Origin of the sequence: Pseudomonas sp. UBA6562, assembly GCF_002434265.1 — a bacterium.
Taxonomy (GTDB): Bacteria; Pseudomonadota; Gammaproteobacteria; order Pseudomonadales; family Pseudomonadaceae; genus Aquipseudomonas.
The window spans coordinates 498329-514648 of record NZ_DJJS01000004.1 but is presented as its reverse complement, the minus strand read 5'-3'; the positions used below and the strand labels follow the sequence as shown (position 1 = coordinate 514648).

The window sequence follows — 16320 nt, the reverse complement described above, 5'->3', positions numbered from 1 at the left end:
AGCGCTTGGTGCGGCAGGGCCAGGTGTAGGTGACGCCGGAGCGCCAGGCGCGCCTTTGGCGATACGCGGCTGCGTGCCCGCCTGTTGCTGCTGCTGGGCCAACTGGGCGATGACCTTGTCACGCTCGCCGTACATAGTGATGGTACCGGCAGACATTACCAACACACGGTCCAGACGCGACAGAATGTTCGGACGGTGCGAGACAATGAAGACCGTCGCCCCACTTTCCTTGATCTTCTGCAGCGCGACACCGAGCGCCTTTTCACCCACGTCGTCGAGGTTCGAGTTGGGCTCGTCGAGCACGATCAAGCGAGGCTTGCCATATAGCGCCCGGGCCAGGCCGATGCGCTGGCGCTGGCCGCCGGACAGGTTGACGCCATCGCTGCCGATGACCGTGTCGTAGCCGTCGGGCTGCATGAGGATCATCTCGTGCACACCGGCCGTTTGCGCAGCCTCCACGACCTTTTCCGGGTCGACCTTCTCGAAGCGGGCGATGTTCTCGCTGATGGTGCCTTCGAACAGTTCGATGTCCTGCGGCAGGTAGCCGACATAGGGGCCAAGGTCATGCTTGTCCCAGGCGCTGATGTCGGCGCCGTCGAGGCGTACCACGCCATGCTGGCTGGGCCAGATACCCATAAGGCCACGCACTAGCGTCGACTTGCCGGCGGCGCTAGGGCCGATGATGCCGACGATGGAGCCGGCAGGCGCGACGAAACTGATGTTGCGCAGCACCGGCGTTTTGCTCCCAGGGGGTGCCAAGACCAGGTTTTCTACCTGGATGTGGCCTTCCGGAGCCGGCAGCTTCATGCGCTCGGGTTCGGCGTTCTGGTCTTCGAGGACTTTGTCCAGCCGGTCGTACTGTACCTTGGCCGCGACGAAGCCCTTCCAGCTACCGATCATCATGTCGATGGGGGCCAGCGCACGACCCAGCAGCAGCGAGCCGGCCATGAGCAGACCTGGATTGATCTGGTGGGTGATCACCAGATAGCCACCCATGGCGAGCATGATCGACTGCGCCCACATGCGGAACGTCTTGGACACCGAACTCACGGCGCCGCCCTTGTCGCTGGCGTCCGATTGCAGCTTGAGCACTTTGCGCTGGCGCTTGGCCCAACGGTTCATCAGGGTGTCGAGCATACCCATCGACTCGATCACTTCGGCGTTGCGCAGCGTCTTGGTGGTCGCGATGTTGGACACGACGCTTTCCTTGTTCGCCTCGGCCAGCGCATCGCCCGTGACCCGATGGTTAACGAACGCCAGCACCGTCAGGATGAAGCCACACGCCAGCGTCATCCAGCCGAACCACGGATGGAACAGGAACATCACCAGGGTATAGATGGGGAACCAGGGCGCATCGAAGAACGCGAACAACCCCGGACCCGTGAAGAACTGCCGCAGCGAGGTCAGGTCATTGAGCGATTGGGCGGTTGCGTCGCCACCGCCGCTATTGAGGGCGCGCCGGAAGCTGGCACGGTACACATCGCGGCTGAGCAACACGTCCAGACGGTTGCTGATGCGGACCATGATCCGCGAGCGCACCCACTCGAGCGAGCCCAGTGTGATCATCAGCACCGTCATGATCAGCGTCAGCATCAGCAGCGTGGACTCGCTGCTCGACGGCACGACCCGACCAGACACCTGAATCATGAAGAAGGTGGGCACCAGCATCAGCGTGTTCACGAACAGGCTGAAAAAGCCCACGGAGAGAAAGCTGCTCTTGCAGGCCCGAAGGGCGGCACGCAAGTTATTTTCTTTTATACGACTCATGGCATCCGTACTAACGCGAGGGCAAAAACGGCGCGCAGTGTAACACCCCCTTGAAAAGAGGGGCGCGCTCGACGGTGGACGAGAAAGGAAGGTTTAACCGGAAGGAGCGACAAGCGGTAGCTGCATGAAGTAATTACCTACCCAGTCAGTTAGCAAGCGCCTGAATCGAACGAAGTCGATTCGCAGCGTCGATAGCGGCGGTCTAGAGCAGCGCCCTCACGTTGAGTGTGAAATTCGTCACATTCGAGAATCAGCGTTCGAATATTGACGGCGGCAACTCCAGAGGCGGGATGCTATACCTAATGGATTGAATTTTAAGCGTTTTTCACATGAAAGTTCGTTTATTTCCGTTTTACGTAGGTCACGTTACAGATCGCTGACAGACCCGTTCAAATAACCGTAAGTTCTATTCCCATAAAGAAATTTTTTTTATGAACATTCATTGACAATATCTGTCCATCGCTTACCCTGCGGCATCGGAGGGAACCCGATATAGACTGCATGCTTTGCAGAAATCCGGTTCCGCTTCTCCAGCAGTCTGATGTGCTTTACGTTCAAAGGAGCTTGAAAAGCCATGTCATTGCCTTCGCATACCCTTGACGGCTTGAAGATCAGCTCTCGTGTGACGCTCCTAGAGCCGGGAATGTACATTTTCCGTTATGCGTCGCAGCCTCCACAGGACAAACCGGTCTGTATCGCGCTGCAACAAGCGCCGCTTGGCAAAGGGTCGATCGACTTCTTCCCAGGTGAAGGCATCAGCAAGAACATGCTGCACAAGCTCGGCGATACCATCGTGGCGCGCGTCAAAGGCGGCGCTACCACCGTTCTGATCACCGAATACCATATGTTCGATGCCACCATCGAACCTATCGATTTGCGCATCGACCGTATCGACACCTCGCCTGCCATCATGCGTAGCTTCGCCGTCATAGCCACTGCCGTTCCCGCCACCGCCATCGAATCCGACCACGCGCCGGCTGCCCTCACGCTCACCGCCTATGTCCAAGGCGCGGGCGATGTGGTGTCGAGTAAAGGCTGGATAGGCCAGCACGACGATACGCGGCTGCTCGAAGGCTTCTGCGTGGACTGGTCGAACAAGCCCGAGGGCGTCGATCTGGTCTATACCTCGACGACCGCCGGCTCCGGCCCCAGACCGAACGTGGCGACCGGTGTCTACACCGGCATGCGCAACCAGGCCCTAGGCCTGGTGGCCGCAGGCTTCAGCCTGGTCGGCCCGAACCGCCATTTCTACGAATTACTGGGCCACATCGTGTTCAGCGGCCATGCGCCGCAACTGATCGTGCCCAACCAGGTTATGCATGGCCCTACCGGAATGGAACCTTTGGTAGCGCTGCATATCTGTATCAAACCCGTTACGAAGATGAACGCTGCCCGCTATAAGTCTCCGTGGGACAACTCTGCAACCGAGCAGACCCTCAGTAGTGCAAGCCAATCGGCTTGATGTAACAGGAATTACACATGCAATACGATAGCCCACAATCGAGCAGCGATCTGCAAACCAGCCTGTCCGCCGACAGCGCCAACCTGTCCAGCTCTACCCTGGCAGCGATCAACAGCCTCCTGAACCTGGATTCCACCGACACCGTTGGTATCGCCGGCATCACTGGCAACACCGTTCAGCTGCCAACCACTGGCACCGCTGACATCGTTCTCGGCGAAGTCGAAGGCGCTAAAGGTGACCAAGTCGTCGTCGACCTGGCAGCTGCCGAAAACGCTGGCGTCAGCGCTTACGTGCTGCAGAGCGATGCCAACCTGGTCGTCAACCTGCAAGGTCAAGCCGCTGCTGGCGACGTTCAGACCTTCGCTGCTGCCGAAGCTCGCGTTGCAGTCGACGCTTCCGCTGTCGACCTGGTAGTTGCCACCGGTAACGGTGACGACATCATCAACGTCAAAGGCGACCAAAACACCCTGATCGATTCGGGTGACGGCAACGACACCATCACCACCGGCAACGGCAACAACACCGTTATCGCTGGCCTGGGCAACAACAACGTGACCACCGGTTCGGGCAATGACACCGTCATCCTGAGCGGTAGCAACCACGCTGACGTCGTTGACACTGGCGCAGGCTTCGACATCGTTCAACTGGACGGTTCGAGCTCCGACTACACCGTGACCGCTGGCAACAGCTTCAACGTCAACCTGACCGGCAACCAAACTGCCGCAATCAGCAACGCTGAGTTCCTGACCTTCAACAACGAAGACGGCACCCTGGACACCATCGCACTGGCTCACAGCGACGCTGAAGCTGCTGCGCTGCGCCTGTACCAAGGCGTGTTGGGCCGTGACGCCGATGCTGGCGGCGCGAAAACCTTCGTTGAGGCTGTCAACGCTGGCACTTCGCTGAGCGACATCGCCAACACCTTCCTGAAATCGTCCGAGTTCAGCGATGTGGTCAACACTGCTGACGTCAACGAGCTGTACCAAGCTCTGTTGGGTCGCGACGCTGACGCAGGCGGTTCGCAAGTATGGCAAGAAGTGCTGCAGAACGGCGGCTCGCTGGCAGACGTTGCCGCTAGCATCTCCGTTTCGGCCGAAGCTCAAGAGCTGGACGCTTCCAACGGCGAATTCGTTTCGAGCCTGTACACCAACGTACTGGGTCGCGAAGCCGAAGAAGGCGGTCTGCAGAACTGGGTATCGGCTCTGTACAACGGCGTGAGCCGTGCAGACGTCGCGAAGAGCATCGTTGGTTCGTCCGAAGCTCTGGACAAAGCCAATGGCGACTTCGTCGACTCCCTGTACCAGTCGGCCCTGGGCCGTACTGCCGACGAAGGTGGCAAGGCTGCTTGGACCGAAGCTCTGGCTGCCGGCGTTTCGCAAGCTGACGTCGCCATCGGCATCGTCGGTTCGCAAGAAGCTGCTGATCACATCGACAACGTGGTAGTTCTGCACGGTAACGTGTAACTAGCACTGTCGTAGTGAAGGATACGCCCGGCCGTAAGGCCGGGACGTATGCGAAAAGGGGCGACTTTCGAGTTGCCCCTCTTTTTATTTATCTCCCCTGAATACGCCAGCTTATGTCCAGACAACTCGACCGTGGGCGAGAAACGCTCATGGACATTTTTCATCGGCATCGCCAGGCACATGAGCACGCCAGCGCCGCTTCAGCGCTCGATCAAGCCTTGCACGTTCCCGAATACCGTCCGGAAGCGCTTATCTGGAAAGGCATCGAGGCACTGCCGAAGCATCCCAAGCTCGCATTCATTTTTTTCAGCAACGCCGTCAACGCCCTGCCAAAGCGAGCTGACCTGCATGCGCTTCTAGGCCGCTGCCTACTGGAGCAGGCGCAACCGCAACTCGCCACTCGCTATCTGGCCGCCGCCTGGCAGAAACAGCCCAATGACGCCGGTCTGCGGCAGATACTGTGGCATGCGCGCAGCCAGGCGGACACGCCGGAGCAGATCGAGCGCCTCATTCTTGCCCAATTGCCGGAGATCACCTCGCCGCAAGAGCTGAGCCTCGTGCTCAGGCTGTTGGCGGCAAAGACGCATCATCCAGGCCCTGTGGGTGTCGTTCGTTACGCGCCGAGTGCCCAGGAAATCCAAGGCTGGGCAATCGACTTGAAAAACCCAGGTGAAGCCTGCGTCGTACAGTTCGAACTCAACGGGCAAGTGGTCGATGTGCCGGCCAGCCGCCCCAATACGCTGCTCACGGCTGCCGGTATCACGTCCAGCCATGGGGGCATCCGTGCCAAGCTGCCCAAGGCCGGCGCGGTGGTAGGCGCCCGCTTCAAGACAGGCCAGCCCTTGCAAGGCAGCCCCATCCAGGCCATGCCGACTTGGACGCCCCCTACACCGCTCGCGCACCTCGCCAAGCACACAGCCGTGGACGTGCTCATTCCGGTCTACAACGGCCTGGAAGAGACGCTTGCATGCATCAACAGCGCCATCGAGGCTCGTCGGCTCAATCGCACGCCGCACCGCCTTGTGGTGATCGAAGACGCCACTCCCCTTCCCGCGCTGCGCAAGGCGCTGAAAGTGCTGGCAGGCAAGAGCAAGATCACCCTGGTGCAGAACCCGACCAACCTGGGTTTCATCCGCAGCATGAACCGCGCCATGGCGATGGGCCTGGACAAGGACGTGATCTGGCTGAACGCCGACACCCGGGTACATGGGGATTGGATCGACCGGTTGCGTCAGGTGGCGTACAGCGAACCACGCGCCGCCTCGGTCACCCCCTTCACCAACAACGGTGAACTGATGAGCTTTCCGCGAAGCCGCATCAGCCAGCCGATGCCGTCAGCCGCCCAGCATGCCGAGCTCGACACGCTCGCCAAGCGCAACCCGGCGCCGCCTGTCGAAATCGAGACGGGCTGTGGTTTCTGTCTGTACATCAAACGCGAAGCCATCGCCCAGGTCGGCTATCTGGACGAGATCGAGCTGTTGCGCGGTTATGGCGAAGAAACCGACTGGTGCCTTCGTGCCCGCAGTTTTGGCTGGAAACACCTGGGCGCTCCGAACGTGTTCGTCGCGCACCAAGGCGGAGTGTCGTTCGGCGAAGAGAAGAACCTGCGCGTGGCCTACAACAACGCCATTCTTCGCCAGCGCTACCCCGATGCCGAGGCCCGCTACGAGGCCTTCTGCCGACGCGATCCGATCAAACCTGCCCGACAGACGCTGCAACGTGCACGACTGTCCCATTGGCTGGCGCGGCACCAGGACCTGTCGAAGCAGGTCCGCTCACCCTTGCACCTGCACGACGGCAGCCGCCCGCAAACGCCCTTCAGCCTGACCTGGCACCGCGACGGGCTGCGCAACTGGGTCACGCTCCATGCACAACTGCTGCCGCTGGAGATCAGCCTGGACTATGCGCCGAGCGAATGGGCGCATCTGATTGAAGATCTGCGCGGTCTGCCGCTGAGCGACCTGGTGTTCGAAGGGCTGAAAAACGCGCCTTCGTCCGCTTACGACTTGCCGACCCAGCTGGGCCTACCGTATGGCATCCGTTGCCACGACGATGCCTTGCTCGTCGCGAACGCCAGCGAGCTCAGCCTTCGATTCGCCGCCTTGGCGCAGCGCATCGAAGTGCCCTCGGACGCATCTCTGGTCCGTCATGCGGCGGCACTGCCCGCCACCCAACTGGTGCTGGCCGCCGTGTCGGCACCTGCCCCCCTCGACGACAGCATGCAGACCAACACCTGGTTGATCGGCGACGACTTGAGTGACGAGCCTCTAGCGATGCAATGGCTGGCGCTTGCCCAGCGGATCACCCGAGAACGGTCGCCGGCCCTCTTTCTGATCGAAGCCACACAGCCCTGGAGCAAGCGCCTGCTCGCCACGGGCGCGGTGCATACCTTGCCGGACCTGGCCGTACTGTCGATGGCGGAAAACGCCGCGATGTCGGGCTGCGGCGCCGTCGTCAGCCTGCAGGCCTGCCCCGTATCGGGATGGCGTGCCGCGGCACTGGCCCGAGACCTGGACCTTCCTTTGCATGCACCGTTCACGGCACAGGGCAATGCTGCCGCCCTGCTCCCTTTCCATCCCTTTTCCATTACCGAGCCGGCCTGATGTCACGACACGTCCTGGACGAATCCCCAGCGGACACCGCTTCGCTTCCCGCGACCCGATTCACGGGTCAGATCACCGGACTGTACGGCGACGTCCTGCAAGGATGGGCTCTGGATACACTGGACCCTGGCCAGCGTCTAATCGTCGAGATCCATATCGACGGCGCCAGCGTGGCCATCGCGCGTGCCGACCTGTTCGAGACCAAAGCGACGCAAGGCGATCAGTTCAACGGGTTCGCCGTGCAGTTGCGTCGTAGCTGGCTGAACCAGGCGCGCCATATCAGCGTCAAGATCGCGAACGAGCCCCTCTCGCTGGCAGGCGCCATCGCACTGCCCGCGCCGTTCGGCCAAGAGCCTGAGCTGATCGCTTCGCAGGTCTGGCACACCGGCGGCCTGCGTATCGGTGGCTGGGCATGGGACCCGCAGGCACCTCAGCGGCGCGTGACGATTCGCGTCCGCGAAGGTGATCGTCAGGTGATGCAGGTGGTGTGCGACCAGCACAGCCAGGCCTTGGCCTACCGAGAGAGCAGCGACCATGGTTTCGTGGTGGATTTGCCCTGGTCCTTCGCCGACGGCAAACCCCATACGTTGAGCATCGAGAGCGACTCGGGCGAGCCCCTGGCCGGCAGCCCCATCACACTGTGCTGCGCCCCCGAAGGGATCGAAGGCCTGGTCAAGCAATTGGCCGCACGGCATGACGAGCCACTGTTCGGCCTGATCGAGGCGGTGGCGAAGGAGCAGAGCCTGCGCCTGCCCAAAAGTGCGGGTTGGCACCTGTATCCCGCCTGGGCCGATGCCTTCCAGCGCCCGAGCGCAACGCAGGCGCCGGCGGCTAGTGAAGTTGGTGTCCTGCTGATCGTGGGAAGTGATTGCGCGCTCGAAGCGCCTACCCTGGCTAGCCTGAACGCCTCTGGCGAAAGCCCGCTGCATCTTGTCAAAACGCAAGCGAACGATCTCGCCCCGGCGCTGCTGGCACTGCTGCGCGGAGGCTGTACCTGCATCGTGCCGCTGTGGGCCGGCGATCGCCTGAGGGCCGATGCCCTGGCGCAACTGCGTCTGCTGTTGGCCGAGGGCGCCGCCTGGGGTTATGCCGATTGCGACCAGGATCTGCCCAGTGGAGAAAGGGGCCATCCTTGGTTCAAGCCGATCTGGGACCTTGATGCCTTCCTTGGCGCAGACACCTTCACGCGCGGCTCGGTCTTCCACAAGGATACGATCGCCCGCGCCGTAGAGCGGTTGCACAACGCGGGACACCATGCGTTCGATTGGCACCTGCTGATGTCGGCCGTGGTCGTGGCCACCGAGCAAACGCAGGCCCACGTGGCACATCTCCCCCAGGTGCTCTACCACCGCCATGCAGACAGCGCCAGCAGCCCCGAACTCGAGGCACCTTGCCCGCGCCGGCTGGAAGCGGTCCGTTGGCTGTGCGAGACGCTCGCGCCGGGTGCCCAGGTAACGCCACTCCCTGCTTACCCAAGCCTGTTGCGCGTTGTCTGGCCCTTGCCGACCCCACTACCCAAAGTCAGCCTGGTTATCCCGACCAAGGATCAGCTTGTCCTGCTGCGCACCTGTATCGAAGGGCTGCTGAGCCAGACCGACTACCCCGATCTCGAAATCATCGTGATGGACAACCTGTCGGTGGTGCCGGAAACCCTCGCCTACCTTGCCGAGCTGCCCGACCGGGGCGTCAAGGTGGTCCCACATCCGTACCCGTTCAACTATTCCGAAATCAACAATGCGGCCGTGCAACACGCGACCGGCCAGATCATCGGGCTGGTCAACAACGACATCGAGATCCTCGACGCCGGCTGGTTGAAGGAAATGGTCAGCCAACTGTTGCGGCCCGGTGTAGGCGCCGTGGGCGCCAAACTGCTGTGGCCCAACCGCATGGTGCAGCATGGCGGTGTGGTGGTGGGCATCAACGGCCTGGCCGCACATGCCGGCAATCAATTGGCGGAACACGACGCCGGCTACCTGGCGACCAATCAACTGACCCGGCAGCAAACGGCCGTGACGGCCGCGTGCCTATTGGTCCATGCCTCGGTCTTCCAGACCTTGGGTGGCCTGGACGAAGTGCGCTATCCGGTCGCCTTCAACGATGTCGACTTCTGCATGCGCGTGCGTGAACTCGGCTTGAAGATCGTGTGGTGTGCGAACGCACAGCTCATCCATGCCGAGTCGGCCAGCCGAGGCAAGGACATCGCACCGGAAAAACGCGCCAGAGCCCAACGGGAACAGAAGCACTTCACAGAGCGCTGGTTCTCCAAAGGCGAGCAGGACCCCTTCTACCACCCTGCCCTCAGCCACGATTACCTCAGCGGCCCCTATGGTGGGCTGGCCTTGCCGCCGCGTACGAGCGACGTACGCTACGGTGGCGGCAAAGTCTGCGACGAAGACGCGCAGCCGGCTGCCGGCAATGCACTCGACTGGCGTACTGCGCCGACCCAGGTTGGCCACGCGGCACGGGATCGGGAGACGGCACATGTCGGTTAAGCTCCCGCCACCGCCACCCGAAGCGGGGTCGGACCTGGTCATCGCGACCCTGTGGCGTTCAGGTACTTTCGATGCGGCCTACTACCTCGAGCAGTACCCGGACGTCGCCGCAAGCGGCATCGACCCGCTGGTGCATTTCGCGCGGCACGGTGCGCGGGAAAACCGTAATCCGAATGCCTACTTCGACACCCACTACTACCTCACGAACAATCCCGATGTCGCCCAATGCGACATGAACGCCCTGTACCATTTCTGTGAGAGTGGCTGGAAAGAACTGCGCAAACCTTGCGCGGCGTTCGATGTATGGTGGTACTGGTCGACGTACCTGGATCCGGCCAGCGAGGCAGTCAACCCGCTGGCGCACTTCTTGCACCTCGGCCGAGCGGCAGGCGCCTTGCCACGCCCGCAGGGGTCTTTCGCCTCGAGCGCACAGGCCGCCACCCACCTCGAGCGGCCGATCAAGCGCATCTGCCTGTTCGCAGGGTATGACCCTGACGGTGTGGTCGACGAGTACGTCGTCGAATACCTGCGTGCGCTCAGTGCCCATGCCGATGTCTTCTATCTCGCCGACTGCGCGATGCAGGAAGGCGAGCTGGACAAGCTGGCCGGTATCGTCAAAGGCGCGTGGGCCAATCGTCATCAATGCTATGACTTCGGCTCCTACTCTCTGCTGGCCACGTCGTTGGTCGGGTGGGACACCCTCGACCGATACGACGAGCTGCTGCTGGCCAACGACAGCTGCTATCTGGTCACCGACTTCGACGCCGTATTCGAGCGTATGGACGCGCGCCGCTGCGACTGGTGGGGATTGCAAGCGACGAAGGGCATCGCCAAGACCAAGGCCATACCCAGCAACCAGTTCAAGCATCCCATCCCGATGGACACGGTACGGGCCTCCCTGCTCGATCGGTTCGAAGAAGACGACACCTACGACTTCCTGATCGGCTCGTACTTCGTGGCCTATCGCCGCCCCGTAGTCGCCGACCCAGGGTTCCGCAGGCAACTGGCTGCGGTGAGCCGGCAACCCAACAAGCAGAACGTCATCCTCAAATACGAGGTTGGTCTGACCCGCTACCTGATCACACGCGGTTTCGTCTTCGACACGTTCATACCAAGCCTGTACCCCTTCCACCCCATCTACAGCAATCAGCACTTCAAACTGCTGGAAGCGGGTTTCCCCCTCTTCAAGCGTTACCTGCTGACAGCGAATCACTACCAAGTGCCCAAGCTGTACCGGTGGAAAGACAAGATCCTGGCCTGTGCGCCCAAGGCCAATGTCGAGGCCATGGAACGCAACCTGGTACGGATCACCGACCCGGAGGTGCTCGAACACAATCTGTATATCGGCACGTCCAGGCTCGCCGACGACGAACAGGTCCCCGAGGCGCTGCTGACGGACGCCGAGTTCATCGAAGCCGATCATCGTGTACCCAAATACGACCATTGGTGGGCCTTTCCGGTGTGCGCCTTCTCCGGCGTGTTCTCCGGCAACGAGCGGGCGGTGTTCGAGGAAATCAAAGACGACGACAGCATTCGCAAGATCGTCCTCACGCGGGGCAAACCGGTAACGCTGGAGGGCCGCAACGTCATTGTCGTTCCGTTGGAGAGCCCCGAAGGCCAATACCATCTCTTGCGCGCTAAAATCCTCTTCATTAAACACACGCCCACGCGCAACCTGGTCTATCCGTTGTCGAGCGACCTGCACGACTTGATCAACCTGTGGCACGGCATACCGCTCAAACGCATTGGTTATGCCTCCCTAGACCAGCAAACCAAACGTGATGCCATCGCCGAAGAACATGCGCGCTGCCGGGCGGTGATCAGTTCTTCGAGCATCGACACGCTGGCCATGGCGACGGCCTTCTATCCATTGACCTACAACGACATATGGCTGACCGGGCTGCCGCGCAACGATTTCATTCTGCGCGCATTCGAGCGGTTGCCGAACGATTTGCAAGCTGAGAGCCGGCAACTTGAGACTGAACTGGCCGGCCGTGGGCTGGTGTTGTTCATGCCGACGTTCCGCAACGGACAAGGCAATGCCTGTTATCAATTCAAAGACACGGAGCTTGCACAGCTGCGGCAGTGGCTGGCAGCGCACAACCTGGTGCTGGGCGTCAGAGAGCACATGGCCGACCGGACGGGCTCCTACGCCGAACAGTTGCAAGCGTTGGGCGCCCTGGACCTGAGCGATGAACATTACCGGAACGTCGAGGTCCTATACCGGTCCGCGCGCTTGTTGATCACGGATTATTCGAGCTGCTTCATCGACTTCATGCTGACGGGCAAGCCGATGGTGAGCTTCGCTTACGACTACGAATACTACGCGGGTGTTGAGCGTGGGCTGTTTTATGAGCTGGAGCATGTGTTCCCGGGGGCCGTTTGTTATACATTTGAGCAGTTTAACGCTGCCCTTGTAACTCATACCAACGGCTCGCAACAGGAACAGACATGTTACTTGTGGAAAAAGAAAATATTCCATACTTACACTGACGATCAGAGCTCAGCAAGACTCGTACAACACATCAAAAAACTAATAGATTAAGGATGTAAAGTGAAGACTATTATTACCTATGGAACCTTTGACATCCTTCATCGCGGACACATCAATCTCCTGCGTCGCGCGCGCGAACTTGGCGATCGATTAATCGTCGGACTTTCGTCAGATGAATTCAACGCAGGAAAGCATAAGTCATCCTTGCTGAACTATGAAAACCGTAAGTATGTTCTTGAATCGATTCGCTATGTCGACATGGTGTTCGCGGAGTCGACGTGGGACCAAAAGATCGGAGACATTCTCACGTATAAGGCAGATATATTCGTGATGGGTGATGACTGGGAAGGTAAATTTGATAGCCTGAAAGAACACTGCGAAGTTATCTATCTGCCACGCACGCAAAACATATCGACGACTCAAATCAAAGCTGAGCTTGAACCTTCATCACTTTGATCCGATCTCCCCAACCACACATACGACTCTATAACATCCGGAGCTGCGTTACCAAATGCCATCAAAAGACAAAATCATTGGGTTTTTAGATTCCTACCAGGATGGCCACGCTTGCGGTTGGGCTTTGAATGCAGACAGCCCTGAAGCAGCGGTCGATATTGAAATCCTGCGTGATGATAAGGTCATAGCCTCAGGCAAAACTGGACACGCACGCCCGGATTTAGAAAAAATAAACCCTGTTATCAAAAATCAGGGTTTCGTCATAAAAATCGCAAACCTTGAAAAGTTTAGTACAGACACTGCGCTTACTGCGCGTGATGCTTTAAGTAAAAAAAAGCTGGAAGGCATTTTTTTGCTACCGGCAGATCCTAGTTTAAGCTTGAAAAAGGATGCTGAAAGTCACTATTTAAGTGGCAAGCAATTTTTTGAATCAAAGGATTGGAAATCCGCAGAGTCTGCATTCAAACAAGCGCTGGGAAGCGGATGCGATAAAAAGGACACCCATTGGTTACTGGCCGTAGCCATCACACGTATGGGAAGAACGTGGGAGTCACTCCACTATTATAAAGCAGCGCATGAAGCTGACCCAAAAAATGTGGAAAAGCTTTTAGAGCTTTCACGCACTCAAGAGCGCATGGAATACACTGAGGATGCTGTAGTAAGCCTGAGAAAGCTCTGCACTTTGGATCCTAAAAACCCTGATCATTATTACGCCTTAGGCTGCAACTTAAGAAAAACTGGCGATATTAATGGTTCTGAAGCTGCCTACGCAAAAGCTGCTAATTTTGACCGAAGCCTGAACATTAAAAAATTTGGCATAGGTGCTTTCCACGCGCGACGGGGAGCGTGGGCTGAGGCCATCACCGACTACCGAGACGAAATCACCAAACAAGGCAACACCAACCCAGCATTGTTCTATCGCCTGGGAATGGCTTACGAAAAGATGTATCTATGGAATGAAGCCATTCAATACTACAAGCAAGCCGTTGCCTTAGACGGATGCGATCATTATTGGCATTATCGACTCGGTCTATGTTTAGAGCGCCGTGGCTTATGGCATGAAGCTGCGGAAGCTCTGCATAATGCTGCAAAGCGGAATGAAAAGTTTGAGCCGTCCCTGTATGCGAAAGCTGGGGAACTTTTCGCCAAAGCAAATGAATTCGAAAAGTCCAGCTCTGTATATATTCAATCTCGTGTATTGGATAAAGATTATGGTATTGATGCATCTAAGGATCGATTAAACGAGGGATTCAGAGCAACTAACGATTACACTGAGTTTTATCGAAATAATCTTCTGGATACACATAGCATTCTCTATGAGAGCTATCATGGCGCCTCAATCAGCTGCAACCCTTATGCAATTTTTAAAGCGCTAATCGATAACCCAGATTTTTCCGGCTGGACTCATGTATGGGTAATCAACGAACGCAATCGTATCCCAAATGAGCTGCGCAGCTTACCCAATTTGATTTTCGTAAAGAAAGAGTCTGACCTATACAGATTTTATCTTACCACTTGCAAATATTTGATCAACAACTCGACGTTCCCTACCTATTTCATGCGCAAGCCTGAACAGGTCTATCTGAACACATGGCATGGCACGCCTCAGAAAACATTATTCAAAGACATACATGAAGGAAACTTCGGCCATAAAAACATTGCAAGAAACTTCTTGCACTGCACGCACATTATCGCACCAAATCTGCATACTGAATCGGTGCTGTTCGCTGGCAACGACATTGCCGAGATCTATCCAGGGGAAATTTTACGCACTGGATACCCACGAATCGACTTGATGCTTAATGCAACAGGTGAAACAAAATCAAGCATTCTAAAAAAACTCAGCATCAATAATCGAAAGCCAGTTGTTCTGTTTGCTCCTACTTACAGAGAAAACCAGACAGATGCAGACGTCTTTCAATTACAGGCCGATATTGAAAGTCTTGTCAGTGCTGAATATACGCTTCTCTTCCGAGGCCACTACTTCGTTGAGGAAAAGCTAAGCAAAGTAAAATCAAGCGCCCAGGTCGTGCCACAAGAAATCGACACATGTGAGCTTCTTAGCGTTGTCGACATTCTTATCACTGATTACTCTAGCATTTACTTTGATTTCCTGCCCAAGAAGAAACCGATTGTATTCTATGTACCTGATTATGATAAATACAAAGCCGAGCGCGGGCTTTATTTTGAAAGATCCTCTTTGCCCGGCGCTACATTTGACACTGTAGAAACAACTAAAAATCACATCCAAAAGATTCTAAAACAAGAAAAATCCGCACTACATACAAACCATAAAAATTGTCTAAAGCAATTCTCTAAACATGAAGATGGGACCTCAACACAAGAAGTAATCTCTGCCATATTCAACACCGCTAAAAAACCTACTGCAGATCGCCCCAAAAAGAACTTATTATTCTTTGCAGGTGCTTTTATTCCAAATGGTATTACCAGCTCATTTGTAAATCTCATTAAGAGCATTGATACAAATAAATACTCAATTACTGTAGCAATTGATCCAGCTGGCGTCCTTTCAAACCCAGATCGAATTGAGCAGATAAATCGCATTCTTCCAAACGTTGCCGTCGTCGCTCGCTGCGGCAGAATGAACATTACGATTGAAGAAAAATGGATTGCTGCGAAACTCGGTTCATCTTATACGCTAGATACCGAAGCTCTAATGAGACCGTATCAGGAATCTTATCGCAGGGAGTTCTTACGGACTTTTGGATATGCTCATTTTGACAGCATCATCAATTTTGAAGGTTACTCTCAGTTCTGGACATCCCTGCTCGGTCTTGGGCCAACAAATCTGAATGTAAAGAAAACGATTTACCTGCATAGCAATATGCACGAAGAGATGAAGACACGCTTCCCCAACCTAAGAAGCATTATTAGTTTTTATAACTTCTACGACGGCCTAATTTCTGTTAGCTCCAATGTACGTCAGGAAAACCTAGAGGCTCTTACTGATCGGTTCACCATTCCACCTAGCAAGTTCCGATATGTTCGAAATACCTTATTGCCTAATGATATCGTTGAAAAATCCAAGGAGCATGAGCCTTGTCATGACCTACCTTGGCCGTCTGAGTCGACATATACCTACCTTACGCTGGGACGCCTGTCTCCTGAAAAGGATCATGAAAAACTCATCCGTGCCTTTAAGACAGTGCATACCTTGAACGAAAAAGCAAGGCTTGTGATCGCTGGACAAGGCCCGTTGAGAAGCTATCTTGAGTCACTGATTCGTAAACTTGAGCTGGTAGACTATGTCTTTTTGGCAGGGCAACAACTCAATCCTTTCCCTCTCTTTGCGAAAGCTGATTGCTTTGTGCTTTCCTCAAATCACGAAGGGCAAGGCATGGTGCTGCTCGAAGCCATGACCCTTGGAAAACCGATAGTGTCAACGGATGTTTCTGGACCACGTAGCGTATTGGAAGACGGATATGGAATGTTAGTCGAAAACACTGTCACTGCATTGGCCGATGGGATGCGCAAAATTCCAATGTCCAAAGAGCAATTTAAACGATTTGACGCGACTTCATATGTCAAAACGGCAATGAATCAGTTTTACCAAGAAATTTAA

Annotated in this window: 7 protein-coding genes and 1 pseudogene; 7 read left to right on the top strand and 1 reads right to left on the bottom strand. The window is 56.7% G+C overall.

Translation table 11 applies throughout. The features are described 5' to 3' along the window. Nucleotides 1-27: 27 nt before the first annotated feature. Nucleotides 28-1767: pseudogene (locus B4M43_RS06555) on the bottom strand (type I secretion system permease/ATPase); the annotation flags it as partial. A 643-nt stretch (nt 1768-2410) separates the two neighbouring features. Between B4M43_RS06555 and B4M43_RS06550 the strand changes: the two are divergent. From B4M43_RS06550 to B4M43_RS06520, 7 genes are all read left to right on the top strand, one after another. Next, nucleotides 2411-3229: a hypothetical protein gene (locus tag B4M43_RS06550; protein ID WP_296265273.1), complete on the top strand. Its 819-nt coding sequence runs from the start codon at nt 2411-2413 to the stop codon at nt 3227-3229. 17 nt (nt 3230-3246) lie between these two features. Further along, the gene (locus tag B4M43_RS06545; protein WP_296265271.1) at nt 3247-4692 is read left to right on the top strand and encodes a DUF4214 domain-containing protein; all 1446 of its coding nucleotides are present in this window, start codon (nt 3247-3249) and stop codon (nt 4690-4692) included. A gap of 149 nt (nt 4693-4841) precedes the next feature. Next, nucleotides 4842-7295, top strand: a complete 2454-nt coding sequence (locus tag B4M43_RS06540) for a glycosyltransferase family 2 protein (RefSeq protein ID WP_296265269.1) — start codon at nt 4842-4844, stop codon at nt 7293-7295. Further along, nucleotides 7295-9787, top strand: coding sequence for a glycosyltransferase family 2 protein (locus B4M43_RS06535; protein ID WP_296265267.1), 2493 nt, complete (start codon nt 7295-7297; stop codon nt 9785-9787). Before B4M43_RS06540 ends, B4M43_RS06535 begins: the two co-directional genes overlap by 1 nt. Continuing rightward, the gene (locus B4M43_RS06530) at nt 9777-12332 is read left to right on the top strand and encodes a CDP-glycerol glycerophosphotransferase family protein (RefSeq protein ID WP_296265265.1); all 2556 of its coding nucleotides are present in this window, start codon (nt 9777-9779) and stop codon (nt 12330-12332) included. Before B4M43_RS06535 ends, B4M43_RS06530 begins: the two co-directional genes overlap by 11 nt. 9 nt (nt 12333-12341) lie before the next feature. After that, the gene (tagD, locus tag B4M43_RS06525) at nt 12342-12737 is read left to right on the top strand and encodes a glycerol-3-phosphate cytidylyltransferase (RefSeq protein WP_296265264.1); all 396 of its coding nucleotides are present in this window, start codon (nt 12342-12344) and stop codon (nt 12735-12737) included. Between the two features lie 55 nt (nt 12738-12792). Continuing rightward, nucleotides 12793-16320: a CDP-glycerol glycerophosphotransferase family protein gene (locus B4M43_RS06520; protein ID WP_296265262.1), complete on the top strand. Its 3528-nt coding sequence runs from the start codon at nt 12793-12795 to the stop codon at nt 16318-16320.

Excerpts from the sequence above, each read along its gene's own strand:
- B4M43_RS06535 (WP_296265267.1), top strand. The coding sequence starts at position 7,295 with ATGTCACGACACGTCCTGGACGAATCCCCAGCGGACACCGCTTCGCTT.
- B4M43_RS06520 (WP_296265262.1), top strand. The coding sequence starts at position 12,793 with ATGCCATCAAAAGACAAAATCATTGGGTTTTTAGATTCCTACCAGGAT.
- B4M43_RS06540 (WP_296265269.1), top strand. The coding sequence starts at position 4,842 with ATGGACATTTTTCATCGGCATCGCCAGGCACATGAGCACGCCAGCGCC.
- B4M43_RS06530 (WP_296265265.1), top strand. The coding sequence starts at position 9,777 with ATGTCGGTTAAGCTCCCGCCACCGCCACCCGAAGCGGGGTCGGACCTG.
- B4M43_RS06550 (WP_296265273.1), top strand. The coding sequence starts at position 2,411 with ATGTACATTTTCCGTTATGCGTCGCAGCCTCCACAGGACAAACCGGTC.
- B4M43_RS06545 (WP_296265271.1), top strand. The coding sequence starts at position 3,247 with ATGCAATACGATAGCCCACAATCGAGCAGCGATCTGCAAACCAGCCTG.